Raw genomic sequence first — 25,723 nt, forward strand, 5'->3', positions numbered from 1 at the left:
GGGACTCATGTCGCGGCGCTTCTACAGACTCGTTGACGATGTCTACGTCCCGCGCCGGTGGCACCTCGCTACACCTCTCGATGGGCAAGGACACAAGGTGGACTGCTGGGACTTCACGAAAGGAGCAGCCGTGAAGTCCAAGGGTCGATTGCGTATACCCCTTGAGCATGCAGGCAGTTCGCTCGACTTCTCGGAGGCAGGGGTGATGGTCCCCGTTGTCCACGTCAAGGCAGCGTCCGTGTTCACAGAGCGAGCTTCCTCGGACGTGCAGCTCCTCCCTGTGGACGTCGAGGGCCAGCCGGATCAGTACTTGGTCCTCGTGGCCACGCGATCGATCCGCTGTATCGACGAGAAAGCTTCCAAGGTGCAGCGCTGGAAGCCCGAAGACGGGCTCCCCGACATGGTCGGCAAGTACTACGCCGTGGATGACCTGCACATTGACGAGGCGAAGGTCGGGCCCGCCAAGGTGTTCCGCCCCGAGGGCTGGGAGGTTGCTCTTATCGTCTCTCGGGACATCAAGGAGGCGCTAGAGGCCATTAGCGCCACCGGGGTGAAGTTCGAGCAGGTATAGCCTGAAGGCTGTCAGGGGGTTGCCGTTCCGGTCGTGGCGCCCGCTCCGCTCCGGAGCAGCAGGGCAGCCCGCTTGATGGCGGACCGGATGCGGACATAGGTGCCGCACCGGCAGACGTTCTCGCTCATGGCCGCGTCGATGTCCGCGTCGGACGGATTCGGGTGGGTCCGAAGCAGCGCGACCGCGGCCATGATCTGTCCCGGTTGGCAGAAGCCGCACTGGGCCACATCCTCGGTGATCCAAGCCTGCTGCACCGGGTGCAGCCCCTCGCCGCCCAGTCCCTCGATGGTGGTCACCTGGTGACCCACCACGCCGTTCACGGGCTGGATGCAGGGGCGGAAGGCCTCGCCATCGAGGTGGCTGGTGCAGGCGCCGCACACCCCTACCCCACAGCCATATTTGGGCCCCGTCACTCCCAGGATGTCGCGCAGCACCCACAGCAGAGGCAGATCCCCGGGCGCCTCCACCGACACCGTCTGACCATTGAGGGTGAATTGATAGGCCGGCATGGTCAGGCTCCTCCGTCGAGGATCGGGAAGCGGGTGGGCATGATGCCTCGCGCACGGGCGATGGCGTTGGCCAGCGCCGCAGCCGCGCTGGGGTAACCGAGTTCCCCCACGCCACCGACGCGGTCATCCGACCGGACGAGGTGTACCTCGATCGTCTTGGGAGTGTGCTTCATCCGCAGCCACCGGTAGTCGGCGAAGCTGCCCTCGCGCACAGCCCCCGAGTCGATGTGGATTCCCGCGCTCAGGGTGGTGGACATCGCGTCCACGGCGGCGCCTTGGAGCTGGGCCTCGACGCTCTTGGGGTTGATCGGCAGGCCGACATCCGCCGCGATGACGACGCGCAGCACCTGGGGAACCTCTCCGGTGACATCCACCTCGACGAGGTGGGCGATGGCGCTGTCCCATTCCTCCAGGACGGCGACTCCCTGAGCGACACCGGGCGGCAGCGCCCTGCCCCACTGCCCCTCGAGCACGACCTTGTTCAGGACCGCCTTGAGCCGGTTCGACGTGAGCAGGGACCGCCTCAGCTCGACCGGATCGCGGTGGAGCTCCCGGGCCAATTGGTCGACGAAGATCTCATTGGCCACGCCCACCTGACTGGTGAACACGGACCGGAAAGAGGCGGTGGGAATCGGAAGCGGCACCTCGCGCAACTCCTGCGACACGAGGCCGAACAGGTACGGTACATGCTGCGTGATCGCGAAGAACACCGCGCTGGTCACATCGGGCAGGTACTTCCCCGCCATCGCGGTGACGAGATCGCCAAAGCCGTGCGGGAACTCCACGGTGGGGATGGCGGCGCGGTGATGCCAGCCCAGGATCAATCCCCCCAGGCCGACATAGGCGAGGATCCGGTGGTGGCTGGCGGGCCGGTAGCGCCCATGGCGCATGTCATCGTTGCGCGTCCACATCAGCTTCACCGGCCGCCCGAGCGCTCGCGAGGCGAGAGCGGCTTCCACCGCGGCCTCGGGGAAGAACCTGCGGCCGAACCCACCCCCCGCGCGAACGACATGCACCTTGACCCGCTGCGGAGTGAGCGCCCACCCGAGCGCCGCGGCCACCTCACGCTGTGCGAACTTCGGATCCTGGGCCCCCGACCAGACCTCCGCGCGGTCTCCCACCACGCTGGCGACGCAGCTCTGCGTCTCCATGGGAGCGTGGGCGAGATAGGGGAAGTCGAAGCGCCCTTCCAGCGTCTTGACCGTGAGTAGTGGAGGCAGCGGCCTGGAGCCAATGGCCTCACGCAGCTGAGCCCGGATGTCCACGTCGGACAGATGGCTGGCGGGGCCCGGCGCCCAGGAGATCTGCAAGGCCTCGCGAGCCGCGAAGGCCTGCGCGAAGTTCTGTGCGGCCACCGCGATGCCCGTGGGCAGGGGCGCCACCCCCAGCACGCCCGGCATCGCCAGCGCCGCCGAGGCATCGAAGGACTGGACCGATCCCCGAATCGTGGGAGGCCGCGCCAACACCACCGGCACCGCGCCGGGGATGTCGAGATCCAGGGTGTAGTTCGCCGCGCCGGTGACGATGTCCCGGGCATCGAGGCGGCCCGTGGGCTGCCCGACCACCGTGTACTCGCTCGGATCCTTCGGCAGCGGAAGCACCTCGGGAAGCAACACGCGCGCGGCTTCCTCCGCCAGCTCCCCATAGCTGGCACGGCGACCATCGGGAGCGATCACCTCGCCGTTGGCGGTGGTCAGGGTGAGCGCCAGCACGCGCCAGCGGTGCGCGGCGGCGGTGACCAGCCGCGCACGGGCCTCCGCGGCAGCGGCACGCAGCGGGCCAGCCAGGTAGCGCATCGTCGACGACAGCCCGGTGAGCTGGATGAGCCAGCGCGAATCCGCATCGGCGGGGCGCACGTCCACCGAGCCGAGGTCCGTGTCGAGCTCCTCGGCGACGAGCATGGCCACACCCGTGGTGATGCCCTGACCCATCTCGGTGCGAGGCAAGGTGGTGAGGACCCGACCATCACTTTGGAGGGCGATGTAGAGGTTGAACGCCCTCTCCTCGGACGACGTCGCCGCCTCCGCGGAAGGAACGTCGAGCCCCAATCGCGCCGCGACCACCAACGTGGGCGAAGCCACGACCCACGTGAGGAAGCGGCGGCGGTCGAGTCCCCCCGAAGCGGCTGTATCCGGTTTCAGCGAGTCAGCCATCCGGGGGGCTGCCCGGGTACCTCTCCTATACGCACTCCGGAGGAATGCAGGCCGCGGGGAACATCCTCGCCGTCTCGCTGGAGACCAGCAGCACCGGGCAGAACGGTCAGGTCGTCTTCTACGACATGAGCAACCCCGGAACCCCCGTTCTCCTGCCCCCGAGACGCATGGGGAACACGGCGGCGGCGGGGACGGCCTCGCTGGCGAAGCTCTCGGACGGCGCGTTCCTGCTCATCCTCGGACAGACCGATGCCAACAACCTGGAGTTCTATCGCTCCAGCTCCGGAGATCTCACCCAGTCCACGACGAGCTTCGACCCGGTGGACCTGTGGAACGAGGGCGAGCTGCGCTCCACGATCGGTGACTGGGAGTTCGGCAACTACCAGAACCTCAACCTGATCACGCAGTGCGACGGCTCGCTCTTCCTGGCGGGGACGCACCGCAACTCGGCCACCAGCCAGGACTGGATCGACCTGTACCGGCTCACCGACGAGTCCGGCCAGATGGTCATCACCAAGGTGGCCAAGAAGCACCTCTTCTGCAGCTACCCCTCGCCGGGGGGCAGCTCGGGCCAGAACACCCACTGCAACCTGGACGCCGCGGGCGGCGTGTACGTGGACCCCTCCGGCCAGCTCCTGGTCTATGGGACGGAGCACGACAACGACGGACCGGGCGCCTCGGTGAAGATGATGGAGTTCCGCTCCATCTTCCCCAACCCCAGTTGCGGCAGCTCGATCAATGAGGCCTTCGTCGAGCTCTATGACGACTCGGACTTCAGCGATCGCGGGCTGATGATCGACTACCGGGACGTCTCGCTCGAGCGCTACAACGACTTCCGGAACGTGGAGGGCTTCGGCGACAAGACGTCGTCGGTGCGCTGGTGCCTGCCCTTCGGCTGGCGCGTCCGCCTCTACGAGAACGACTCGTACGGCGGCAGCTACAAGGAGCTGAACGGCTCGGGCTCCTTGAACCTCCACTCGGTGGGCTTCGGCGACAAGACCTCCTCCGTGCGCTTCGTCTACCTGGGCTACTGATTCAACCGGATGAGCTGGGTGCGGCTCATGGCGCGCATGTCATCGGCAATGCCGGAGATTTCATCCATCGCCCGGCTGGCCTCGGTGTCCGAGCCCTTGGCGTTCGCGTCCTCGGGGGTGGCGCGCAGCCGCTCGCTGCGCTGGGCGATGAACTTGAGGATGTAGGCGCGCTCGGCCCCGGCATCCGCCCGAGCCTCGTTGAGCCCATGCGCGCCTCCCTGCCCTGCCCGGGACAGCAGGGTCTTCGCCTGCTCGAACTGCGCCTGCGGCATGTGCGTCAGCGTCTGAGCGGCCAGCTCCGCCTGAGCTGGCACCAGGATGCCCTCGTGCCCTGTGAGCGTCGTGGCGCGCGGATCCGCCACGCCCTTGGTCAACGCATGACGGATCTCCGGAGGCAGCCGCTGGGTGGCCCGAGGGCTCTCCTGGGACATGTCGAGCACGCGAGCATAGGTGTCGACGGCCTGCTTCGCGTTGGGGCTCTCCAGCACGTGCTGAAGCAGGAGGAGCTCACGCTGAAGGTCGGCACCGCTCAGGCTCTTGAGGTGCGCGGCGATGCGCGCGCGTTTCGCATCGGGCACTCCGGTCCGACGAAGGGCGGCCTCGATCTGGACGAGGGGTTGCGACGCGGGGCTCGCAGGGCGTGGGCCTTTGGGTGTCTCGAAGCCATCGGCCATGCCGGGGACTCCTTGGGATGAGCGTTCTTCGGCCCCCAGCCTAGCCTACTTCCTTACTGAGCACGTCAATTCAACAAAGTGCCTATTGGCGAGAGTGCTGGACGACTCGTAAAAGACAGTGCCTGCATTGAATTCACCCGCGGTGTTCACCTCATGAAAGGGATTGAGGCAACCATGACCGAGCCTACAACCACACTGCCGCAAGCCCCCGCGAGCCCGGACTGTTATCACCCGCCCGCGTCCATGCTCGAGGGCAAGAAGCATGGAGACGTGATCTGGTCTCGCCCGCTGGACAAAGACAGCCTGGCCGCCCTCTCCTCCGCCCGGGTGAACGAACTCGTGGTGTATGTCTCGGAGAGCGTTCACGGAAAGCCCATCGCTGTCTCTGGCATCATCGCCCTGCCCAAGAAGGCCGCCCCCACCAATGGCTACCCGGTCATCAGCTGGGCGCACGGCACCGTGGGCAGCGCTGACACCGCCGCGCCTTCCCGCGACGTCCAGGGCGCCGCGGCGCACCCCTACAATGCCTTCCCTCATATCCTGCTCAACAAGTTCCTGGATCGGGGCTGGGCCGTGCTCATGACCGACTACGAGGGGCTCGGCACGGAGGGCCCGCACCCCTACCTGCTTGGCAAATCCGAGGCCCGCGGCATCCTCGACATCGTGCTCGCCGCGCGCCAGCTCCACCCGGAGCTCTCCGACCAGTTCGCCATCGTCGGTCACTCCCAGGGCGGTCAAGCGGCGCTGTTCGGCGCCCACTACGCCCCGGACTGGACACCCGAGCTCACCCTGCGCGCCGTGGCGGCGCTGGCCCCTGCCTCGGCGGTCGGAGCCCTCGTCGATCTCGCCTGCGTGGAGACAGAACCCGAGGGCGGCAACGCCTTCGTTGCCCTCTTCATCACCGGAGCCCTCGCGGGAGACCCGAGCATCAAACTGGAAGAGGTGCTGACGCCCGATGCCCTCGAGCGCTTCGCCCATGTCGAGAAGCGGGCCCGTGTCGAGCTGAGCCAGACAGACTCCTGGGGCGGGCTGGCGGGGACCAACCTCCTCCGGCCGGAGGCGAGCGCGAGCAAGGATGCCCTGTACAAGCAGTTCGAGGCCATGCACCCGAACCTCGTCATCAAGGTGCCGATCCGAATCTCTCAGGCCATCGCGGACAAGCGCGTGAACGCCGCCCTCACGAGCATCCTCGAGCAACAACTCAAGACAACGAACGGAAAAGAAAACGTGCTGTATCGGCCGTATCTCAGGGTCGCGCCGACCCACGATCCCGAAGAGCTCGGATTCCACTTTGGCCTGATCGACACGGACTCGGACGAGGTGACGGACTGGCTCGCCGGATTCCTCCCGAAGGTCGAATAAAGCTCCAGCCCCCGCCTCCGCTCCTTTGCGCGGAGGCGGGATCCCTCTCACCAAGCCATGCCCTCAGCGAGTATCATTCCCTTCGGCATGCGTGCCCTGAGACTCCTGCTCTTGTTGCTGGCGGCCCCTTCGTTCGCGCAGTCCCCCCAGGCGAAGACGGTGCTGATCTTCGTCCCCGAGGACTCCACGGTTCCGTCCATCGCCTCGTTCACCCGCAGCTTCCGGCAGACGGTCGAGCGTGAGCGGCAGGAACCCGTCACGGTCAACATCGAATACCTCGACATGGCCTGGTTCGAGAGCCCCGAGTACGCACGCGCGCTGCGCGACTTCTATGTCGCCAAGCACCGGGCACGGCGGCCCGAGGCCATCGTCGTCTTCGCGGATGCCACCCCCTTCGTGGTCAAGCTCCAGCAGGAGCTGTGGCCGCAGGTGCCGCTCCTCGCCGTTCTCAATGATGACTTCCTGGCCAAGGAGCTTCCCCAGAGCCCCTTCATCCGAGCCAACTGGGCGGACCTCGACGTCCCCGGCGCCACGCAGGTGGCACTGCGACTCCTACCGGACACACGCCATGTCGCCCTCGTCCTGGGCTCCAGCCAGCGGGAGCTGGACGCCCGGCTCTTCGTGGAGCAGGAGATCCGCTCCGCCGCACCGGACCGCGAGCTCATCTCCCTCTCTGGGCTGACGCTGGAGGAGTTGCAGCAGCAGGTGCGCACGTTGCCCGAGGACAGCGTGGTCATGATGGTGGGCTTCATGCAGGACGCGAAGCAGCGGAGCCTCGTCTCACGCGACGTGCTGCGGTTGCTGCATGCCCAGGGCAGCCCTCCCCTCTTCAGCGTCCACAAGACGATGCTGGGCGAGGGCATCGTCGGGGGCGTGCTGCTGGACTACGAGCTGATCGGCCAGCAGGTGGCGCGGCGCACCCTGCGGGTGCTGAAGGGCGAGCCCGTCTCGAACCTGCCCCAGGGTGCCCTGGACACCAACCTGCTCGCCTTCGATGACCGGGAGCTGAAGCGCTGGAGCATTCCCGACAGCAGGCTGCCCCCCGGCAGCGTGGTGCGGTTTCGCGAACCGGGCCTCTGGGAGCGTTACCGCTGGCAGGTGTCTGCGATCCTGGTGGCCAGCCTGCTGAAAGCGGCGCTCATCATCGTGCTGCTGCTGGAGCGCCGGCGCCGCATGGGCGCCCAGGTGCTGAACCTGGCCGTGCTGGATTCGTTGCCAGGCGCCGTGGCCATTCTCGACAGGCACGGGGTGGTGCGGCGGACCACGCAGGCCTCGAGTCAGCTCGAGGGCTTGGGAGAACCCCTCGCGGCCCCCCTCCTCTCTTCCGGAGGCTCATACCTGGAGACCTTCCGTGAGGCGGCGCGCTCGGGCCACTCCGAGGCGGCAATGGTGGCCACGCGGCTCGAGGACGTGCTCTCGGGCCGCAGCCATGAGGCCCTGGCGGAGTTCCGTGGGTTCGAAGCGGACACCTGGTTCGAGCTGCGTGCCCGGCGGCTGCGGCTGCCCGAGGGAGGGGCCGTCGTCTCCCTGGTGGACGTCACTCCCCGCAGACGCGCCGAGCAGGAGGCTCGCAAGGCCCGGGACGAGCGCGCCCACCTGGAGCGCGTGGCCGCCGTGGGGGAGCTGGGCGTCTCCATCGCCCATGAGCTGAACCAGCCCCTGGCGGCCATCCTCACCAACGCGGAGATGGCTCAGCGCCTGCTGCAGCGCTCGCCCACGAACCTTTCCCTGCTGCACGAGATGCTCGAGGACATCGTCTCCGACAACAAGCGGGCAGGAGAAGTCATCCACCACATGCGGACGCTGTTGAAGAAGGGCGAGACTCCGTACGCCCGCCACGACTTCAACGAGCTGGTGCGTCAAGTGTCGCGCCTGGTGAGCAATGACGCACAGCTTCGCGGAGTCCACCTCACGCTGAGGCTGGCCGAAGCCCCCCTCCCCGTCTGGGGAGACGACGTTCAGCTCCAGCAGGTCATGCTCAACTTGATCGTCAACGCGATGGACGCGACGGGCTCATGCTTGCCCGGAGAGCGGAACGTCTGGGTCTACACCCGCAAGGAGGGAGACCGGGTGGAGCTGGTGGTGGAGGACACGGGCCCGGGACTGAATGACGAGGTACTCGCGCGCATCTTCGAGCCCTTCTTCACCACCAAGCCCAAGGGCCTGGGCATGGGCTTGTCCATCAGCCGCTCCATCCTCGAGGTACACCAGGGCCGCCTCCACGGCGAGCGCCGGCCGGAGCGTGGCGCCCTCTTCCGCTGCACCCTTCCGCTCGCCTGAACTCCTTGTGTTAGACTGACGCACGGGGAGAGCAAACCAAAACCACACCGTGCCCAGCCCTTCGAGCCAAGAGCGTCCCACGGTGTTCGTCGTGGACGATGATCCCTCGGTGCTGCGCAGCCTCTCGCGCATGTTCGAGCTGGAGGGATTCGCGGTGGAGAGCTTCGCCCACCCGAGGCAGATGCTGGAGCGTGGGCCCGGGCGTCGCCCGGGGTGCGTGGTCATGGACCTGCGCATGCCCGAGTTGAACGGGCTGGAGCTTCAGGCGGAGCTGCGGCAGGCGGGGTGGAAGCATCCCATCATCTTCATCAGTGGCCACGGAGACGTACCGGCGGCGGTGACGGCCATGAAGGCCGGAGCCGTGGACTTCCTCCTCAAGCCTGTCGGCACTGCGGAGCTGCTGGCGGCGGTGGGGCGCGCGCTGGCGTGGGAGCAGGCGGCGAGGGACTCCGAGCAAGAACTCGAGACGCTTCGAGCCCGCTTCTCCTCGCTGACACCTCGCGAGTGGCAGGTCTGCCGAGGGGTGTCGCGGGGAATGCTCAACAAGCAGATCGCCGCCGAGCTGGGCACGGCCGAGCAGACCGTACGCCTGCAGCGCAGCCGCGTCATGGAGAAGCTGGCGGTGGATTCCGTCGCGGAGCTTGTGCGCTTGGTGGAGCGCCTGGACACACAGCCCTGACGGTCCGCAGAACTTCGAAATCTTAGCAAATCTCCACAATCCGCATCCATTCAACACAAAGCCTATAGTTTCACTCTGAGTTCATGACTACTTAAGCCCTGCCCCTCACCGCTTCTCGGGATGACTGTCCATGAGTCCCATGCCGCCGAAGGACAGCCCGAGCGATCTCGAGCTCGACGCGACCCTGATGAAAGAGGGGCCGAAGTCCCCCACGGCGCGCAGGCGGATACCTCCCACACTCGCCGCGCGGTACGAGGACCTCCAGCTCGCGGGTGAGGGGGCGATGGGCACCGTCCACCGGGCGGTGGATGCGCGGCTTGGACGGCCCATCGCGCTGAAGCTCCTCAAGAGCGACGATCCCAAACTCTGCCTCAGGTTCATCGCGGAGGCGCGCTCCCAGGCTCGCATCCAGCACGAGCACGTGTGCTGCGTGTACGAAGCCGGACTGGCGGATGGCGAGCCGTACATCGTGATGCAGTACATCGATGGCGAGCCGCTGTCGCGGGTGCGCACGCGCATGACGCTCGAGCAGCAGGTGAAGCTGCTCCAGGAGGTCTCCCTCGCGGCGCACGAGGCGCACCGGCAGGGGATGATCCATCGGGATCTCAAGCCGGGAAACATCCTCGTCGAACAGCGCGAGAACGGGACGTGGAAGCCATACATCGTGGACTTCGGCCTCGCGCGCCAGGTCGCGGAGCAAGGACAGACGCAGACAGGTGAGGTCCTCGGGACGCCCGCATATATGTCTCCAGAGCAGGCCAATGGGGATGTCCACCAGCTCGATCGCCGCTCGGACGTGTACTCGCTGGGCGCCACGCTGTACGACGTGATCGCCGGGCGGCCTCCCTTCGTCTCGGAGCACCCGTGGAAGCTGCTGTTGATCTCGGCGCTGGAGGACCCTCCTCCGCTGGGACAGGTGAAGCCCGGCGTCCCGAAGGATCTCGAGACCGTGGTGATGAAGTGCCTGGAGCGAGATCCCTCGCGCCGCTACGAGTCAGCGAAGGCCCTCGCGGAGGACTTGCGGCGCACCCTGGATGGCGTGCCGATCCACGCGAAGCAGGCCTCGTGGGGGTACCGCCTCTGGAAGAAGGCCCTGCGGCACAAGCTGCTCACGGTGAGCCTGGGAACGCTCCTGCTGGGGCTGCTCGCCTCGGGAACGATCTGGGTACAGGGCCAACGGCACGCGGCGGAGCAGTCACGGCTGGCCCAGGAGCTGGGCGAGAGCGTGAAGGAGATGGAGCTGTTCCTTCGCGGAGCGTACGCCCTGCCGCTCCATGACGTGGAGCGGGAACGGAGCCTGGTGCGCACCCGGCTTGAGGAGCTCGAGCGGGGCATGCGCGAGACGGGCGAGGCCGGCGTGGGGCCCGGGCACTACGCGCTCGGGTTGGGAGCGCTCGCGCTCGGTGAGCCTGCGAGGGCTCGAACCCACCTGGAGCAGGCGCTGGCGGCCGGATACTCCTCGGCGAACCTCGAATATGCGCTGGGGCGAGCGCTCGGAGAGCTCTTCCGGGAAGCCTTGGAGGACACCCGGCGCATCACCCAGCCAAAGGAGCGACAGAAGAAGGTCGCGCTCCTCGAACGGGAGCTCCGCGACCCTGCCCTGCTCCACCTGCGCGCGGCGATGGGCGCCCGACTCGAGGTCCCCGAGTATGTGGAGGGGCTGATCTCCCTCTACGCGGGAAACCACGAGGCGGCGATCGCGAAGGCCCAGGCGGCGTTCGCCAAGGCCCCGTGGATGTACGAGCCGAAGAAGCTCGAGGGGGACGCCCTGTACGCGGAGGGCAGCAAGTACCGACATGACGCGGCGTTCGACTACGAGAAGATGAAGGGCTACTTCGAGCGGGCCTCGCGGGCCTACCAGGTCGCGGCGGAGATGGGCCGCAGCGATCCCTCCCTCCACCAGGCGGAGTGTGAGCTCTGGCAGAAGCGAGGGTGGGCGGACTTCTCCCAGGGCGTGCCGTCGGATACCTCCTTCGAGACCGCTCAAGCGGCATGCGACCGCGCGGTGCGCTCGAGCTCGAAGCAGAGCGGGGCCCTGGTACAGCGGGCCCTCGTACTCCTGGCGCGGGTGCATGTGCTGGGCATCCACGTCTCGGAGGCCACGCTCCCCGTGGTGGAAGAGGCGCTCGAGAGCGCCCAGGCGGGAATGCGCGCGCGCCCCGAGGATGTCATGGCCCACTACGCGGTGGCCCAGGCCCTCTACCGTCGAGCCTATCTCCTGGAGGTGCTGGGCCACGAGGCATCCATGGAGCCGGCCATCACCGCGTACCAGCGGGTCCTCTCGCTGGAGCCCGGTTTCACCTGGGCTCACAACGAGCTGGGAGAGGCGTATCTCGATGAGGCGGGAACGGCCCTCAATCAGGGCCGAGCGGCCACGCCCCTGCTGGAGCTGGCGATCGCCCAGTACGAGAAGGCTCTGGAGCTCGATCCTGCCTTCACATTGCCCGTGGGCGGCTTGCTGGAAGCGGCGACCATGCGGCTCGAGGCGGAGATCGCCCGAAAGCACGAGGCACCCGAAGCGCTGGAGGCGCTCTCTCGGGCCGTGAACCGGCTCGAGCCGATCGGTTCCAGCCCTTGGGTCATCGCGCTCTGGAAGGCGCGCGCGTTCCGACTCCAAGCCCACCACGACTTCGTGCTCGGCCGGGATGCGCGGCTGCCGCTGGAGCGGGCCTCCTCGGTCATCCGCGACCTGGCCGGTGTGCCCCCAACGGATGCCTGGCTGATCGAGGAGTGGGTCCTGGGCCGTGCCCTCTCGGTCGAGAATGAGCGGCGCCAGGACCGCGACTCGGCACCCGCGCTCGAAGCGGCACGCGCGGGAGTGCGAACGCTGGGCAACCTGAACCGCCAGCGCGCCATGGCCGCGTGCGAGGCGGCGGTTCTGCTGAGCCCGAGCCTTGCCCGGGAGTGCCGGCGAGTCTCGATTGAAGCCCACGCACCTGTCCCCTGAATTTCCCCCTCACCCGTTCTTCCCCCCGGAGAAGCCCATGCCGCTCGCGCCCCCGCGTCTTCTGATCTTCACGGTCCTCATGACCGGCCTCGCTGGATGCGGGCCCATCGAGGAGGACCTCGAGCTGGACCCGCACCTCGACACTACGGAACAGGCCGCGAGGAACTCCCAGCGTCCTCCGCCCAATGGACTCAACGGGACGAGTCCCTCCTGCTTCTGGGCCCACGGCACCCAGAAGGCGCTCAGGTCCCTGGGCGGCGCCGCGCTCGATCAGGGCGAGGGGTGGTTGTCGAACATCCCCCTGAGCCAGGTCAACGCGTCCTGTCGGCACGTCCTCCGCTCCGCCGTCGAGTGTGCCCTCACCCAGGAGCAGTCCGTACAGGATCCGGTGACGGGAGAGGTCTACACGGGCTGGTGGGGGCTTGCTCCCTCGTGGCTGGGCGAGGTGTTGGATGTGCCGGGCCGCCGGTACGTGACGGGGTGCATGGTCCAACGGTTGAATTACTACGGAGCCCAGGTCCCCCTCCTCCTGGAGGGGCCCTCCCCCGCCATCGCGCAGAGCGAGACGTATGGCTCGCAGTACCCCATCTCGGAGTCGACCGTCTTCGGAGACCTGTTCTCGTCCACCACGCCCCTGCTGGGGCTGCTGCCCGCGTTCAACGTGTTCGTTTGCTGGGAGCCGCTCCTGCCCCAGTCCTGTGGCCTGCTGGGGTTGCCCCTCATCCTGGAGAAGCGGATCTGCGACGACCTCCCGCTGTGCGGCGCCATCCCGGTGGGGCCCTGCGCCTTGTCGTGTGTGCAGAATGGCCCGTATTGGAAATGTCGGCCGGGCCTGTTGGCTCCGCTGCAGACGGAGACGGTCCGGGCGAAGCTGGAGACGAGCAGCTGTCAGTGAGCGAGGGCGGCCAGAAAATCGGAGTAGGCCCAGCGGTCGAATAGGCTGGGCCTGTCATCCGGGAAGAGGCAATGGCCCAATGTAACGCCACAGGCTGTACGCAAGAGGCTCTGCCTACCAAGGCCAAGTGCTTTGCGCACAACTACGTCGCGCTGCGGGCGCAGGGAGCCAAGCCGACGTCCTTCTCCCAGCTCTCTTCCGCCGAGCAGACCGCTGTCGGCAAGGTGTTGTTCACCCAGCTCCAGGGCACCGCGGCTCCCCTCACCGAGAAGTTCCACACGGACAACGAGTCGGCCTGGGGCTACGCGCTGGACTCCGTGGCCAAGTCCAACGTGTTCGGTACCTGCCTGGCGTTGTGCGTCTGGCAGAAGCAGGCCGTCGGCACCACGGACAAGTCCACGGTGGAGCTGGTGATGGGCGTCAACGACAGCAGCACGGAGTCGAACGTCACCGACAAGGTCAAAGCCGCGACGGTGGCTGTCAGCAAGGAGCTGGCGGCGTACAAGACAAGCGTCCGTCGGGTGATCTTCCTCAACGGCACGAGCGGCCAGATCTACGCAGGCGGCGCGCCCACCGCGGTGACCCTCGCCTACGACAACCGGCTGACGATTCATGCCGAAATGCGCGTGCTCGAGTACATGCATCTGCACCTCGGAGGAGACCGAGGCGCGGGGGTGGCCAGGCTCGCGGATCGCCACTACATCGGCATCTCCAAGCTGTGCTGCGCCAAGTGCGAGGCCATTCTCGCAGCCTATAACGGATGGGCTGGCGGGTGGTTCACCGTCGAGCGGCAGGGAGTCCATGGGCGGGTGGACCACCAGTGGCACGTCCCCCGGGCACTCAAGCGACTCACCGACGGCATCGCGTATTGGAAGACGCTGAAGCACGCCCTGCAGACGTGAGGGCACGCCGCGGCACCTGCTATTCTGCGAGGAGTCCTGAGCCCTCCGAAGCTCCTCGTGTCCATGCGCTCCCTTCCCCTCGCCTACCTGGCCGGCACCGCGATCCTGCTGGCAACGGCCGCCGGCGGCTTCGTGCTGGTCCGCGATGCCGACGTGCTGGCGCTGCGCCTGCCGACGCGGATCCTGGCTCCCACACAGCACGCAATCGAGGGCCCCCGAGAAGCCGTGGAACACTTCCAGTGCAATCGGTGCCACGTGGTGGCCGGCGTCGAGCCGGAGTCGGCGTCCCTGGGCGAGAACTGCGTGACCTGCCATCAGGCCATCAACGCAGGGCGGCTCGACCTCTGGTACCAGGAGGAGGAGATCGCGCGCTGGAACCAGAACCTCACGCACCTGGTTCGGACCCCGGACCTTGGCTCGCTGGGCCAGCGCGTGAAGCGGAGCTGGCTCACCGGCTGGCTCCAGGCGCCGCACGCGGTGCGGCCGCTCTACGGGGCCACCATGCCCAAGCTGAAGATCGGCCCACGGGAAGCCGAGCTCATCGCCGACTTCTTCGCGGTGACCGAGGAGGAGTCCGGTGAGCCCGCGAGAGGAGACGCGGCGGCGGGCCGCGCGCTCTACGCGAAGAGCCAGTGCGCGAGCTGTCACTACCGTGGAGACGCTCCGGTCGCGTCCCTGCGCTACGGCGCGCCGGAGTTCCGTAGCCCCTCGGCCCGGCGGCGAGCCCCCGACCTCCGGTATGTGCGCAGCCGCATGTCGCTCCCGCAGCTTCGGAGCTGGCTGGTGGATCCGCACCGCCTCCTCCCCGACACCGAGATGCCCACCTTCCAGTTCACCCCGAAGGAGGTCGAGGATCTGGTGACCTTCCTGAGCGAAGCGCTGCCAGAGGTGACGGCCGAGCCACGACCCGCTCCTCCGCCCCGGCTGCTCGATCGCGAGGTGCATTACCCGGAGGTCGCGCAGAAGCTCTCACGCCATCTCTGCTTCCACTGCCACTCCGACATGAGCCGGCCGGGTGATCAGGGGCCGGGAAACACCGGCGGATTCGGCTACGACGGCGTCTTGCTCGATCTGGCCACCCGGGAGGGCATCCTCCGTGGCATCAACCGGGACGGTCGGTTCCAGGGGCTTCCGGATCGACTGGAGGATGGAACGCCCCGACTGGTCGCCAGCCTGCGCGCCCGCCACGCCGAGCTGAACGGGCGATACGACCCGACAGTCCTGGGCATGCCGCTGGGGCTCCCGCCCCTTCCTGACGAGGACATCGATCTGATCTACACGTGGATCGAGCAGGGCGCGCCCGAGTAGGCGGCGATCTCGCTCACGGGACGAGGTTCGGGCAAGCCTCGGAGAGCCGCTGGAACCTCGAGCAGTAGCAGCCGCACGAGTCTGGCGATCTGCATGCGTCGATGCCCACGGGCTTGGAGCAGTCACAGTCGGGGCGCTTGCCGAGCTGTTGGAGATCCGAGGCCGCGCGCTGCGTACACCGCGCGCAGATCCGGCACTCGCTGGGGCAGGCCCCTTCTTCGAAGCTGCTGGCGTTGTACCAGGGCGTTATCCCCGCCAGTTCCTGCTCCGTCATGCCCGAGGGTTCCCACCTGTTGACGGCGCAGGAACCATCCGCTTGCGGCGCACAGCATGGATTGCAGCCAGGTTCCGTGGGCGCCCGGCACGCGTTCGGAGGCTCGGGAGTGGCAGCGCTCGCCGTGGAGACACCCGAGTCACGGGGGGCGCTGTCCGCGCTGGGGGGCTGCTTGATCTCGGATGTGCAGGGTTTGCACCCCACGACGATCATGGCGAGCACGGCCCATCGGAAAAGAGAGCGCATCTTCGGCACGGACGACCTCCAGGGCGCGCACTCTATCTCTCCGGTGTCTCGAGGCGAGGGCTAAACTCGGTCGCCATGAGCCAGGATCTCCAGGCACTCCTCGTGTCCTATGCCTACGTGGGCGCGTGCGTTTTGGTGGGCGAGGTGGCGGCTCGACGCGGGGTGTCCCGGGAGTTCTCGCGCAAGCTCATCCATGTGAGCGTGGGCCTGTGGGTCTTCGGCGCGCTGGCGCTGTTCGAGCACCGGGAGCTGGCGGTGGTGCCCTCGCTGACGGCGGCGGTGGCCAACTGGGTCATCCACCGCAAGCGCCTGCTGAAGGCGGTGGAGACCGAGCCCGACAACCTGGGAACGGTCTGGTTCGCGCTCTCCTTCTCGGTGTGCCTCTGGGTGGCGTGGGACCAGCCCTCGGTAGCGGCGGGAAGCCTGCTGGCCATGGTCGTGGGGGATGCGCTGGCATCGCTGGTGGGCCGGCGCTTCGGCCGCCACCGCTATGAGACGCTCAGCGGGGAGCGGAAGAGTCTGGAGGGCTCGCTGGCCATGCTCGCGGGCACCTTCCTGGCCGTGCTGGCCGTGCTCACGTGGATGCCGGGCCTCTCGCCGGACATGCCCCGGGTGTCACTGGCCGTGCTGTGCGCCGTGGTGGCCACCTGCGCCGAAGCTCTCGGCATCCGGGGCCGGGACAACCTGTGGGTGCCGCTGAGCGCCCTGGCCGTGCTCGCCTGGACTCCGACTGCCTATGCCACGGGCCTGGGCATGGGCGCGGGGGTGGCCCTGCTCATTGGCGTGGCCGCCTGGCTTCGGGGCTCACTGAGTCCCAGCGGCGTACTGGGAGCGATCGTCGTCGGGGCACCGGTCTTCGGGCTGGCGGGCACGGTGGGGGTGGCGGCGCTGCTCGGCTTCTTCTTTTCTTCGAGCGCGCTGTCCAAGGCCTTCCGGGAGCGGAAGGCCGGCGTGGAGGCGGAGTACGCCAAGACAGGGACACGCGATCTGGGGCAGGCCTTGGCCAACGGTGGCGTGGCGGCGCTGGCGGCCGTGCTCCTGGCCCTCACGGGGGACTCGCGCTATCTGCTGGCGATGCTCGGCGCCCTGGTCGCAGCCAACGCGGACACGTGGGCCACGGAGCTGGGGGTTCTCTCTCGCTCCCCTCCCCGGCTGATCACCACCCTGCGGCCAGTGGCTCCCGGCACGTCCGGCGCGGTATCGGGAGTGGGACTGCTGGCCTCCACCGCGGGCGCCGCCTTCGTGGGAATCCTCGCCCTGCTGGCGGGCCTCTCGTGGAAGCTCCTGCCCTGGCTCGTGTTGGCGGGAGTCGTGGGCTCGTTGGTGGACAGCTTCCTCGGAGCCACGGTGCAGGACGTGCGCTGGTGCGAGCCCTGTGCCCGGGAGACCGAGCGCCGCATCCACCGCTGCGGCCAGCCCACCCGTGCCCTTCGGGGCTTGTCCTGGCTGGGCAACGACACCGTCAACGGGGTGGCCACCGCCGCAGGAGCCTTGCTGGCCTTCTGGGCATGACTTCTTCCCTTCAAGTGGAGCTACTCCGGGACGGCCTTCCCGCTCGATTCATGGCTCAGGGGAACCCGGAACAGGTGCCCCGTGCCGGTGCCAACGAACAGGGCGGGAGGTTGGGTCGAGGCCGCCAGTGAGACAGCCTTGGCTCCACCGGGCAGTTGGATGCGCGGCAGGCTTTCGCGCGTGAGGACATCCATGCCGGCGAGGTCTCCCGCGTCGAGCCACCACAGGTGCCTGCTGTCCGTCCAGGCCGCGGGAGCCAGGCTGGAAGCAATCTGGAACTCGAGGCCGCTCTCCCCATCGCAGACGGTGAGTGCGCTCGAAGCTTGGAGTATCCAGGCGATGTAACGACCGTCAGGCGAGAATCGCCCGGGTGCCTTGGGCGAGAGCCGGTGCTGCTCCACCCGGGAGGCACACTGCCAGGCTCCGACCACGGTAGGCGGGGAGCGGCCATCCCACTCCATCACGCTCCCGCCATGCATGTACCGCAAGGTGTTGGGCCGGGTGCCCGTCATGAACAGCTCGTCCTTCACCTTCACCCAGTCCGGAACCGGACTGCCGAGGAGCGTGCCGTCGGCGTTGTACGCTCCAGCGGAGCCTCCGAACCAGCCACTGCCGCTGGCCCAGGCTCCTCCCGTGAACTCCACATCCGTCATGGGGATGGGAGCGCCGGAGTCCCGGAAGATGATGAAGGGGGCCTCCGGGCCCAGCGGCAGAAAGACGAAGCCCGCCGTCCCGTCCGGGCTCAGCGCGAGATGCCAGAGATCGTTCCGCAAGCGGCCCCGCCAGCTCCACACCGGTGCTCCATCTGGCAGGCGCACCACGCGGTAGTCGAAAGCTCCCTCGGGGAGCGCCCACCGGGTGAAGAGCAAGGTGCCGTTGGCCGAGACCCGGAGCTCCTCCAGGCGGCTGTCTCGGAGATCGAGCAGCGTGGAGACCTCGAGCGCTTCAACCGGCATGGAGGCCGCTGGGGCCCCGCCCGCCACGGTGCCATGCCGGCACTGCGTGAGCAGAGCCCCGGCGAACACCAGGGCAGCCAGGGGCAGCAATCTCGCGTTCAAGCCCGAGCGCCTATTGAGCGTCCACCGCCGCTTGAGCGTCTACCGCCGCCTGCAAGTAATCCCTGCGCCGCTCGAAGCGATCCTGCGGGACTCCCCAGTCGACGGTCATCTTGGTCTCGTCACTGAGCAGATCCCGGAGCCCCTGGAGATCATTGGCGACCATGAGCTCCTGAACCTCCTTGCGGGTGGCCGTCGTGTAATCCCCCCGGTACCTGAGGTCCACGGCGATGTCCTTGATCGCAGGGTCCAGCTTGTCCCAGTCGACGGTGCCGTACTTGGCGACCGTGTCTGTCTTGCTGGAGATGCGCTTCACATCCGCCTCGTACTGGTCATACATCTTGGTGAACAAGTTCTTCTGTGCCAGCGAGGAGATCTCGACGGCTTTGACATCCTCCCTGGCGATGAAGTCGGCGGCCTCCTGGCCGGTCAAGCCCGCTCCCTGGGCGAGGAGCTCGGCATCTGCCTGAGGCACGCCCGCGGTGGTCAGATCGGAGACGATGTCCTCCGTCTCCCGCTCCTTCATGTCGTAACCGCGACCGATGGTGACCCCCGAGGCGCCTCCGGGCCAGTGGGAGACGCGGCTGAAGTAGGCCCCCTTCGTCTCGAGCCCCTCGGCATCGAACGTCAGTTGTCCCTCCGGAACGGTGAAGTCGCTGACGAAAGTCTGCGGCGTGGCGCTCAGAGGGGTGGCCTGAAGGAGCTCAGGCATCGCCGCCACGGCCTGGGCCGGATTGAACGCGGCCGCATCGAGCGTCGCGTTGGCGATGGGCGTGGACGACGTGAGGTTGGACACCCCCGAGAGGTTGGGCATCCCGGAGAGGTTCTTGGCGGGCTCGAACGAGCTCTGCTCGAAGTTCACCGGGGAGGTCGCAACGGCGGCCTGGTCCTTGGCTGCGTCCGTGGCGGCCTTGTTGGCGGTGGTGTTCGAGAGCCCCCGAGTGTTGTCGGCGGAGACCGAGTTCGAAGCAGAGCGGGAGGCAGAGGAGCGCGAAGACGAACCACCGACGGAATCAAGACCCATGGGTAATCTCGGGGGGGCTGAAGTGAGCGATGGTGAGAATGGTACTCCCCGTGTGTGTCCATGTCGAGACAATCCGTATGTGAGCGCTGTCTCTGGATGAGAGGAGGATCGGCAACCACTTTGACACACATTCACCTTCATTTGACGAGGAATGCCGCTTCGCCGACGGCGAAGTGGTCGGGCTCCGCCTCGCCTTGGGCTCTTTCGAGGAAGGCGAGCGCTAGCGGCCGCGCTTCCGGCAGTGGCCGCTCGATTATCTGGGCGCAGCCTGCAAGTTGGATGACATAGGTACCGGCACTGCGGGAGCTGGCCCCGGCGCGGAGGGCCGCTTCCCCACCCCCGATGAGCGCGCGGACGATCGCGGACCCCGCGGCATCAGGCTCGCGGCTCAAGAGTCCTATCAGCGCCTCGGTGAGCCCATATGTCGCGGGCCGTGTGGGGCGCGCCACGAGCCTTGCCGCGATCGGCGCGATGATCTCCGCGCCGCGCTGGGTCAACTCGTAGGTAATGTGAAGGAGCGCCCATTCGCCGAGCGGCTCGAGGTCGAGCGCGTCGAGGAGCTCGTCGAGCGGCGCCAGCGCCGCGTTCCTGCGCGCGGCAGCGCCCTGGTCATCGGCGCTGCGGCCCTCCAGAAGCTCTGTCAGCCTCCTGTCGGGACTCGCGCGCTGGCCGTCGAGGGCGAGGGACTTCGGCGGCCGAAGCTCGGAATCCTTCTTGAGAATGGCGGCACTCACGTCTTCGGAAGGTACGAAGGTGACCCGGCAGCGCACGGGCTTGTCCTCTGAAGATTCGATTTCGGGAGAGGGATTGCGATATTCCATCTCGAAGAGCAGCGCATAGTGACCTTCTGGCAGCTCGATCGGATGCACGCTCGCGTAGTACATGTCGCAGATCTCGATGCCGCCCTTCGCCGCTTCGAACGGAACGACGATCGCGCGAAACGCCCCAGGCGAGACTTGCAGCGTGTCCGCCATCGCCACCTCGAAAGGCACGTCCCCGGCGTCTTCGTTCACGCGGAACGACACATTGCCGCGACGCCAGGAGAAGCCTTGACGCATCGCCTGATCCGTCCAGCTGTTGTGACCGGGATAAGGCAACCAGCGTGAGCTGACCGTCACGAAGCTCTGCACGATGCTGACGACGAACTCCGCGAGGATGACGCGCTTCGCCTTCGAGCCACGCTTCGGGCGCTTCGACGCGGAAGCCCTCTTTACCGCAACCTTCTTCTTTCGCGTGGCCATGAGCTCTTCTCTCGTTATGGACGGACGGCCTCGGCTGAGCCGTGATGGACAACCGGTATGGTGCTATCGCAAGGTCGGATGCAACCGGACTCACGCCGCGCCGAGGCGGGGTGCTGGGAACGCCGTCATCGGCTCGTCCTTTGAGCGATCAAGGAGCAGGACATGACCATCACTATCACCGCCTTTGAACGCTCGCCCGATCGCGGCAAGGGACTGGCGCGGGACATGCGGGTGCGCTGGGCGCTGGAAGAGGTGGGCCAGCCCTACGACGTCCGTCTGCTGTCATTCGATGCGATGAAGGAGCCCGCGCACAAGGCGCTGCATCCGTTCGGGCAGATCCCAACCTACGAGGAGGGCGATCTCTCCCTGTTCGAGTCCGGCGCGATTGTCTTCCACATCGCGGAGCGCCATGCCGGCCTGCTGCCGGAAAATGCGAATGGCCGCGCGCGCGCGATCGCGTGGATGTTCGCGGCGCTCAACACGGTCGAGCCGCCGATCTTCGACCGCAGTCTGGTGATGATTCTCGAGCGCGACCAGCCCTGGTACGAGCATCGCCTGCGCGCGCTGGACGACCTCATCCGGAAACGGCTGGACGATCTCTCCGCGCGCCTCGGCGACGCCGACTGGCTCGACGGCGCCTTCAGCGCGGCCGACATTCTCATGGTGACGGTCCTGCGCAGGTTGCAGGGGTCGGACATTCTCGAGGCGTATCCGAACCTCGCCGCCTATATCGCCCGCGCCGAAGCGCGGCCGGCCTACAAGCGTGCGTTCGCTGCGCAACTCGCGGTGTTCAACGCCGCCCCGCCGACCGGGTGACGGCGCGCGAGCTTACTGGCCGCGAGTGCAGCGCCCCGCAGGTAGTGGCCCGGGTAAGCCAGGCAAGGCGCGGGCGCGGGCCGCCCCACGCGGCCCAGGGATGCGCCGCGGCGGACTCGAAGCTGGGGCCTCTCGTCCGTCTGGTGACGAGCCGCTTTGTTGGCGTTGACGGATTTGATGCTACGCCCTGGCTTTGGATGCATTCGCATCGAATGCTTCATGATTAGGAGTCATCGAATGCCGATCAGTCCTCGAGGATGGATGAGCAGGCTGTTGGGAGTGTGGCTTGGGCTCTGGCTGGGGGTTGGCTGCGGACAGCCCACGGTGGAGCGGGAAGAGCAGACCTCACGCTTCTCGGCCCTCCGTGGCGCCCCGGCACGAACCCGTGCCGCCGGTGCCTCCCACTCGCTGACGGTTCGCTCGGACGGCTCAGTGTGGGCCGTGGGCGACAACACCTACGGCCAGCTGGGCAATGGCAACACGACCAGCCGGACGGTGCCGGTACGGGTGCTCATCGTGAACGGCGTGGTGGACGTGGCCGCGAACTACACCCACTCGCTGGCGTTGGGCGCGAACGGCAGGGTGTGGGCCTGGGGCTCCAACACCTCGGGCCAGTTGGGGGATGGCACCACGAGCAACCGCACGCTTCCGTGGGCGGTGCAGGGCGTGAGCGGGAGTGGTGGCCGTGGCCACGCTCGCCACCCACTCGCTGGCGTTGCGCTCGGATGGCACGGTGTGGGCCTGGGGCAGTAATACCCGACAGCTCCAGCTCGGCCCCGGTGGCGCGCACGTCTGACGGCTCCAGCTCGGCCCGGTGGGCGCACCAGGACGGCAGCCATCGTCACCGCGTTCAGCTCGCCCCCGGTTGCGCGCACGTCGGACAGCTCCATCCCGGGCCGGTGGAGCGTGCCAGGGGACGCGCAGCAGTCCCCTCAGCGCGGAGTGACGCGCCCGCCGATCTCCGGGAAGCGCTCGTAAGCCCGCTTCAGCGCGTCCAAGTGGGCGCGGTCATCGAGATCAAGCGGTGCCTCCGTGAGCTGCACCACCCACCCGCCCGACGCCGTGCGCCGCGCCCGCGAGAGCAGTTCGGCGTCGCGCGAGGAATCTGGGAATCCGATGGCTCGTGCGGCAGCGGCAGACCAGTAGTTCAGCCACCCGAGGTGAGCGGGAATTTCGGGTGAGCGGAGGTGCTCGTAGAACTTCAGGGCGGGCAGCCCCCGGCGTGGGGATGGCGGCCCCTCCTCCGTGGGGGCCGTCTGATACGCGATGTCTACCGCAGCGTCGTATGGCGTCGCCTCCCCCCACAGCGCACACGCCCCCTCCGCCACGCCCTCGAGCACAGCCGCCGCTGACGCGCTCACGCGCTCGTCCAGTGGCAGTTCCGCATGCACTTCAAACAGGGGTTGACCGCCTGGGTTGCGGCGTCCCGATCTTTCCCTACCGTTAACCGTCACGGGGTAGCTCTCGTCCCCGTTGCACAGGAGAGGGAATTTCCCGTCACGCGTCTTTTCTGCGAGCCACGCATCGCGCTGCGGCAAGGCGATGGGGCGCCCGCTGTCGGAGATCCGCCACTCCAGGCACAAGCCAGGGAGCGCCTTTTCCATCCCGTGGACGACAGCGAGCGCGCGACCGTCGTTCCCCACGAGAGCAGGCGCGTAGGCTCTGACGCTGAGGGTTCTAAGCTTGGTCATCGTTTGCACCCCGTGACGACGATATTGAGGGACCGATCCCGTTCCAGCAGCGCGTCTTTGTGCGCTTGGGTGCTCACCCCAATCTTGTAGCCATATCCGCATGCCGCCGCCGCGTCTTGCTCCTTTTCTAGCTGCTCCATTTCCTTCTCAATCTCCCGCCTCCGGATGAAGGGAGCGTATGTGTCGAATTTGTTGGTCTTGATCTCCCACAGCATGCGTACGCCCACTTGCAGCGCATCGAAGCGCACACCGCGCACGAGCACGTCCATACCGGGATAACGGTTGGGCGGAAACTTATCGGCGCACTCGTCATGCGCATCATCCCCGCCCGCGTGCGGCACGAAGATGGGATGGCACTCCGGGCGGCGCTCCAGCGTCGCTGGGGCAGGCGGGGCGCTCCTGTTCGCTCTGGGCTCCTCCGGTGCGGGGTTCGCCTCCGGTTCCTTCAAGGCCCGAGGAGCGTCTCCGGCCCAAAGGCCCGGCTCCTGGGTTGGCGGCAAGACGCGCTTGTGCGGGCTCCTTGGCAGGGGCTGGGGGCGAACCTGCCCTGGCTGCCCGGGGGTGGGAAGGCCCGTGCCGGGCACAGCGGGTGGGCGTACGGGCGCCCAAGCGTAGGTCTCAGGCGCCTCTTGAGTCTCATGCGCCTTTTGAGAAGTGGCACACCCAGCAACGGACACGGCAGCGGCAACGGCTTGGAGGAGCGCGCTGCGAGTTCGGAAGTTCATTCCACGTCCTTTCACCGAAGAGGGGGCGGTGCGGGTCAAGGCTGGGCCAGTTCCGCTCGGAAGTCTGCCAACATGCTCTGACGGCTTGAACCGGGGGCGCGCGTCCGTCAGCTCCAGCTCGGAGCAAAGCGCGCACGTCGGACAGCTCCAGCTCGGCCCCGGTGGCGCACTAGGACGGCAGCCATCGTCGCGGCGCCCAGCTCGGCCCCGGTGGCGCGAGCGGCGGACAGCTCGCCCTACTGGGCTGCGCTTCGCGCTGTACTCCGCGTGGCCAGCCTGTGCCTCCCGAGCATCCGAAACACCGCGCCTGCGCAAGCCCCCACGGAGGACGTGCAGGTGGGCTCGGCGGAGGAGGCGCTGAGCGCACCGAGCAGCACGCGCGCCCCAAGTGCGATCCCGGTGCCAGCGGCCTCCGCACGCTGACGGGCGCGCCGCGTAGTAGGATGCGGCGGACCGGAGGGGGCGCAGATGCCAACGAACGCGAAGAAAGAGAAGAAGAAGGCGCGGCAAAAGGAGACCAACGCCATGGTCACATGGTGGGAAGCCGAGGTCGGACCGCGCCCAGCGATTCTGGAAGCGGCGCTCGGAGGACTGCTGACGCACCTGAAAGCGCCGACCGTATGGAACGCCCTCAAGAGCACACTGGCGAAACATCCCGACAAGGATCCTCAGAAGATCCTGGATGAGGTCCACCGGAGTGTACGACCAATCAGGCGCCAGAAGCTTGGGCTCAAGCCGAAGACCCAAACCCAGCAGAAGCCGAAGCCGAAGGCTGAGAAGGTGATTGACTGGTGGCGGCGCAACATCGGCGACGAGGTCCCGAGGCTCGAGGCGCGCCTTACGAGAATGGCCAATGGTGTCCCGCTCACCAACCTCAAGCGTGCTCTCAAAGGCGCCCAGGTCAAGGCGAAGGGGGCTGGAGCCATGCTGAAGAAGGCAGAGAAACACGTGCAGAGCTACCGGAAATCGATTGAAGAGGCTGGCGCAGGGAAAGACGAGGAGCCTGGGAAGTAGAGCCCGCGCCCTGGCATGCACCGCGCAGGGGCGGCGGGCATGAGCACACAACAGCAGGCAGAGTTGCACAGGGCCTGGGGCCGCAACGCGCTGGGCGAGTTGTAAGTCCTCGCCGTGCCCCGTCCCGACACGGAGCTGCCCCGTCCTTGGCCGCACGGAGGTAGAGCGTCGGCCCGGACACCCCCAGCTTCTGCGCCGCGTCCGTCACCGTCCCTCCCGCCGCCACGGTGTGCTCGGCATAGCGCACCGCGAAGACGCGCAGCGCCTCAGGGAACGGCAACGAGCCACTGCGCCGCCCAGCCTTCAGCCGCTGCGCCTCCTGACGGAACTGCTCCAAGTCCTTCTCCAACTCCACCGACCACCTCCTGGTGTGTGGCCGCAGGTGGTCTCACGAGAAGGAGAACCCGTCACGGCGGGGCACGGCGAGGTCTTACCCCTACACGGCTTCGATTCCCGCCGCCTCTAAGTAATCGGGGCTAAGTCTTTTCAGGGGTAGTATCGCCGCTCCCCGCTGGGATGGGGAGGGGCGGCGCGATGGCCCGGGCCAAGCGGAGTCTGAAGCTGACGCCGACGGAGCGGAAGAGGCTCCTGCGAGCCCTGCGGCAGCAGGGTGAAGAGGGCGTCGCTCTGCGAGCGGCCATCGTCCTATGGAGCGCGCAGGGGCAGAGCGCCGCCAGCATCGCTGTAAGACCTCGCCGTGCCCCGTCGTGACGGGTTCCCCTTCTCGTGAGACCACCTGCGGCCACACACCAGGAGGTGGTCCGTGGAGTTGGAGAAGGACTTGGAGCAGTTCCGTCAGGAGGCGCAGCGG

The 25,723-nt window shown here is 67.5% G+C and carries 23 protein-coding genes; 14 read left to right on the forward strand and 9 right to left on the reverse strand.

Features of this window, described 5'->3' with window-relative positions:
- Positions 1-7: 7 nt before the first annotated feature.
- Positions 8-571, forward strand: coding sequence for an imm11 family protein (locus tag SYV04_RS41305; protein ID WP_321551606.1), 564 nt, complete (start codon positions 8-10; stop codon positions 569-571).
- An 11-nt stretch (positions 572-582) separates the two neighbouring features.
- Here the strand turns inward: SYV04_RS41305 and SYV04_RS41310 are convergent, their stop codons facing one another.
- Both SYV04_RS41310 and SYV04_RS41315 read right to left on the reverse strand, forming a co-directional pair.
- Entirely contained in the window at positions 583-1,080 is a 498-nt protein-coding gene (locus SYV04_RS41310; protein ID WP_321551607.1) for a (2Fe-2S)-binding protein, read from the reverse strand.
- A 2-nt stretch (positions 1,081-1,082) separates the two neighbouring features.
- Entirely contained in the window at positions 1,083-3,233 is a 2,151-nt protein-coding gene (locus SYV04_RS41315) for a xanthine dehydrogenase family protein molybdopterin-binding subunit (RefSeq protein WP_321551608.1), read from the reverse strand.
- Positions 3,234-3,277: 44 nt separating this feature from the next.
- Between SYV04_RS41315 and SYV04_RS41320 the strand changes: the two genes are divergently transcribed.
- Positions 3,278-4,267 (forward strand): hypothetical protein, encoded by a 990-nt coding sequence (locus tag SYV04_RS41320; RefSeq protein ID WP_321551609.1) that lies wholly within the window; start codon positions 3,278-3,280, stop codon positions 4,265-4,267.
- Here the strand turns inward: SYV04_RS41320 and SYV04_RS41325 are convergent.
- Positions 4,261-4,941, reverse strand: coding sequence for a hypothetical protein (locus SYV04_RS41325; protein WP_321551610.1), 681 nt, complete (start codon positions 4,939-4,941; stop codon positions 4,261-4,263). The genes SYV04_RS41320 and SYV04_RS41325 overlap by 7 nt on opposite strands.
- A 174-nt stretch (positions 4,942-5,115) precedes the next feature.
- On the opposite strand from SYV04_RS41325, the gene SYV04_RS41330 reads away from it, so the two are divergent.
- From SYV04_RS41330 to SYV04_RS41360, 7 genes are all read left to right on the forward strand, one after another.
- Positions 5,116-6,303: an alpha/beta hydrolase family protein gene (locus SYV04_RS41330; protein ID WP_321551611.1), complete on the forward strand. Its 1,188-nt coding sequence runs from the start codon at positions 5,116-5,118 to the stop codon at positions 6,301-6,303.
- Between the two features lie 57 nt (positions 6,304-6,360).
- On the forward strand, positions 6,361-8,583 hold the full coding sequence (locus SYV04_RS41335; protein WP_321551612.1) for a sensor histidine kinase: 2,223 nt from the start codon (positions 6,361-6,363) through the stop codon (positions 8,581-8,583).
- Between the two features lie 82 nt (positions 8,584-8,665).
- The gene (locus tag SYV04_RS41340) at positions 8,666-9,262 is read left to right on the forward strand and encodes a response regulator transcription factor (protein WP_321551613.1); all 597 of its coding nucleotides are present in this window, start codon (positions 8,666-8,668) and stop codon (positions 9,260-9,262) included.
- Positions 9,263-9,392: 130 nt separating this feature from the next.
- The gene (locus tag SYV04_RS41345; protein WP_321551614.1) at positions 9,393-12,209 is read left to right on the forward strand and encodes a serine/threonine-protein kinase; all 2,817 of its coding nucleotides are present in this window, start codon (positions 9,393-9,395) and stop codon (positions 12,207-12,209) included.
- Positions 12,210-12,246: 37 nt separating this feature from the next.
- Positions 12,247-13,104 carry a hypothetical protein gene (locus tag SYV04_RS41350; RefSeq protein ID WP_321551615.1) on the forward strand — a complete coding sequence of 286 codons (858 nt, stop codon included), beginning with the start codon at positions 12,247-12,249 and terminating at the stop codon, positions 13,102-13,104.
- Positions 13,105-13,175: 71 nt separating this feature from the next.
- Positions 13,176-14,006 carry a nucleic acid/nucleotide deaminase domain-containing protein gene (locus SYV04_RS41355; RefSeq protein ID WP_321551616.1) on the forward strand — a complete coding sequence of 277 codons (831 nt, stop codon included), beginning with the start codon at positions 13,176-13,178 and terminating at the stop codon, positions 14,004-14,006.
- A 63-nt stretch (positions 14,007-14,069) separates the two neighbouring features.
- A complete protein-coding gene (locus tag SYV04_RS41360; RefSeq protein ID WP_321551617.1) occupies positions 14,070-15,314 on the forward strand; it encodes a c-type cytochrome in 1,245 nt (414 codons plus the stop codon).
- 13 nt (positions 15,315-15,327) lie between these two features.
- Here the strand turns inward: SYV04_RS41360 and SYV04_RS41365 are convergent, their stop codons facing one another.
- Positions 15,328-15,588, reverse strand: coding sequence for a hypothetical protein (locus SYV04_RS41365; protein WP_321551618.1), 261 nt, complete (start codon positions 15,586-15,588; stop codon positions 15,328-15,330).
- A 321-nt stretch (positions 15,589-15,909) separates the two neighbouring features.
- Between SYV04_RS41365 and SYV04_RS41370 the strand changes: the two genes are divergently transcribed.
- Positions 15,910-17,346, forward strand: coding sequence for a DUF92 domain-containing protein (locus SYV04_RS41370; protein WP_321551619.1), 1,437 nt, complete (start codon positions 15,910-15,912; stop codon positions 17,344-17,346).
- Positions 17,347-17,366: 20 nt separating this feature from the next.
- Here SYV04_RS41370 and SYV04_RS41375 read toward each other — a convergent pair whose 3' ends face one another.
- The 3 genes from SYV04_RS41375 to comJ all read right to left on the reverse strand — a co-directional run bounded on the left by SYV04_RS41375 (position 17,367) and on the right by comJ (position 20,666).
- Positions 17,367-18,404: a hypothetical protein gene (locus SYV04_RS41375; RefSeq protein ID WP_321551620.1), complete on the reverse strand. Its 1,038-nt coding sequence runs from the start codon at positions 18,402-18,404 to the stop codon at positions 17,367-17,369.
- 10 nt (positions 18,405-18,414) lie between these two features.
- Entirely contained in the window at positions 18,415-19,425 is a 1,011-nt protein-coding gene (locus tag SYV04_RS41380; RefSeq protein ID WP_321551621.1) for a pesticin C-terminus-like muramidase, read from the reverse strand.
- Between the two features lie 137 nt (positions 19,426-19,562).
- Positions 19,563-20,666, reverse strand: coding sequence for a competence protein ComJ (comJ, locus tag SYV04_RS41385; protein ID WP_321551622.1), 1,104 nt, complete (start codon positions 20,664-20,666; stop codon positions 19,563-19,565).
- 162 nt (positions 20,667-20,828) lie between these two features.
- Between comJ and SYV04_RS41390 the strand changes: the two genes are divergently transcribed.
- The 3 genes from SYV04_RS41390 (at position 20,829) to SYV04_RS41400 (ending at position 22,278) form a co-directional block, all read left to right on the forward strand.
- Positions 20,829-21,482 (forward strand): glutathione S-transferase family protein, encoded by a 654-nt coding sequence (locus SYV04_RS41390; protein WP_321551623.1) that lies wholly within the window; start codon positions 20,829-20,831, stop codon positions 21,480-21,482.
- 261 nt (positions 21,483-21,743) lie between these two features.
- Positions 21,744-22,235, forward strand: coding sequence for an RCC1 domain-containing protein (locus tag SYV04_RS41395; RefSeq protein WP_321551624.1), 492 nt, complete (start codon positions 21,744-21,746; stop codon positions 22,233-22,235).
- Positions 22,198-22,278, forward strand: a complete 81-nt coding sequence (locus tag SYV04_RS41400) for a hypothetical protein (protein ID WP_321551630.1) — start codon at positions 22,198-22,200, stop codon at positions 22,276-22,278. Before SYV04_RS41395 ends, SYV04_RS41400 begins: the two co-directional genes overlap by 38 nt.
- A gap of 136 nt (positions 22,279-22,414) precedes the next feature.
- Here the strand turns inward: SYV04_RS41400 and SYV04_RS41405 are convergent, their stop codons facing one another.
- Positions 22,415-23,173, reverse strand: coding sequence for a DUF5953 family protein (locus tag SYV04_RS41405; protein ID WP_321551625.1), 759 nt, complete (start codon positions 23,171-23,173; stop codon positions 22,415-22,417).
- Positions 23,170-23,622: a DUF6310 domain-containing protein gene (locus SYV04_RS41410; protein WP_321551626.1), complete on the reverse strand. Its 453-nt coding sequence runs from the start codon at positions 23,620-23,622 to the stop codon at positions 23,170-23,172. The genes SYV04_RS41405 and SYV04_RS41410 overlap by 4 nt, the downstream gene beginning before the upstream one ends.
- A 744-nt stretch (positions 23,623-24,366) precedes the next feature.
- On the opposite strand from SYV04_RS41410, the gene SYV04_RS41415 reads away from it, so the two are divergent.
- The gene (locus SYV04_RS41415) at positions 24,367-24,912 is read left to right on the forward strand and encodes a hypothetical protein (protein ID WP_321551627.1); all 546 of its coding nucleotides are present in this window, start codon (positions 24,367-24,369) and stop codon (positions 24,910-24,912) included.
- The last annotated feature ends 811 nt before the right edge of the window (positions 24,913-25,723 follow it).

The sequence above is a fragment of the Hyalangium ruber genome (assembly GCF_034259325.1).
GTDB classification, from domain to species: domain Bacteria; phylum Myxococcota; class Myxococcia; order Myxococcales; family Myxococcaceae; genus Hyalangium_A; species Hyalangium_A rubrum.

Excerpts from the sequence above, each read along its gene's own strand:
- SYV04_RS41305 (WP_321551606.1), top strand. The coding sequence starts at position 8 with ATGTCGCGGCGCTTCTACAGACTCGTTGACGATGTCTACGTCCCGCGC.
- SYV04_RS41310 (WP_321551607.1), bottom strand. The coding sequence starts at position 1,080 with ATGCCGGCCTATCAATTCACCCTCAATGGTCAGACGGTGTCGGTGGAG.
- SYV04_RS41315 (WP_321551608.1), bottom strand. The coding sequence starts at position 3,233 with ATGGCTGACTCGCTGAAACCGGATACAGCCGCTTCGGGGGGACTCGAC.
- SYV04_RS41320 (WP_321551609.1), top strand. The coding sequence starts at position 3,278 with ATGCAGGCCGCGGGGAACATCCTCGCCGTCTCGCTGGAGACCAGCAGC.
- SYV04_RS41325 (WP_321551610.1), bottom strand. The coding sequence starts at position 4,941 with ATGGCCGATGGCTTCGAGACACCCAAAGGCCCACGCCCTGCGAGCCCC.
- SYV04_RS41330 (WP_321551611.1), top strand. The coding sequence starts at position 5,116 with ATGACCGAGCCTACAACCACACTGCCGCAAGCCCCCGCGAGCCCGGAC.
- SYV04_RS41335 (WP_321551612.1), top strand. The coding sequence starts at position 6,361 with ATGCCCTCAGCGAGTATCATTCCCTTCGGCATGCGTGCCCTGAGACTC.
- SYV04_RS41345 (WP_321551614.1), top strand. The coding sequence starts at position 9,393 with ATGAGTCCCATGCCGCCGAAGGACAGCCCGAGCGATCTCGAGCTCGAC.
- SYV04_RS41350 (WP_321551615.1), top strand. The coding sequence starts at position 12,247 with ATGCCGCTCGCGCCCCCGCGTCTTCTGATCTTCACGGTCCTCATGACC.
- SYV04_RS41355 (WP_321551616.1), top strand. The coding sequence starts at position 13,176 with ATGGCCCAATGTAACGCCACAGGCTGTACGCAAGAGGCTCTGCCTACC.
- SYV04_RS41360 (WP_321551617.1), top strand. The coding sequence starts at position 14,070 with ATGCGCTCCCTTCCCCTCGCCTACCTGGCCGGCACCGCGATCCTGCTG.
- SYV04_RS41365 (WP_321551618.1), bottom strand. The coding sequence starts at position 15,588 with ATGACGGAGCAGGAACTGGCGGGGATAACGCCCTGGTACAACGCCAGC.
- SYV04_RS41370 (WP_321551619.1), top strand. The coding sequence starts at position 15,910 with ATGAGCCAGGATCTCCAGGCACTCCTCGTGTCCTATGCCTACGTGGGC.
- SYV04_RS41380 (WP_321551621.1), bottom strand. The coding sequence starts at position 19,425 with ATGGGTCTTGATTCCGTCGGTGGTTCGTCTTCGCGCTCCTCTGCCTCC.
- comJ (WP_321551622.1), bottom strand. The coding sequence starts at position 20,666 with ATGGCCACGCGAAAGAAGAAGGTTGCGGTAAAGAGGGCTTCCGCGTCG.
- SYV04_RS41390 (WP_321551623.1), top strand. The coding sequence starts at position 20,829 with ATGACCATCACTATCACCGCCTTTGAACGCTCGCCCGATCGCGGCAAG.
- SYV04_RS41395 (WP_321551624.1), top strand. The coding sequence starts at position 21,744 with ATGAGCAGGCTGTTGGGAGTGTGGCTTGGGCTCTGGCTGGGGGTTGGC.
- SYV04_RS41405 (WP_321551625.1), bottom strand. The coding sequence starts at position 23,173 with ATGACCAAGCTTAGAACCCTCAGCGTCAGAGCCTACGCGCCTGCTCTC.
- SYV04_RS41415 (WP_321551627.1), top strand. The coding sequence starts at position 24,367 with ATGCCAACGAACGCGAAGAAAGAGAAGAAGAAGGCGCGGCAAAAGGAG.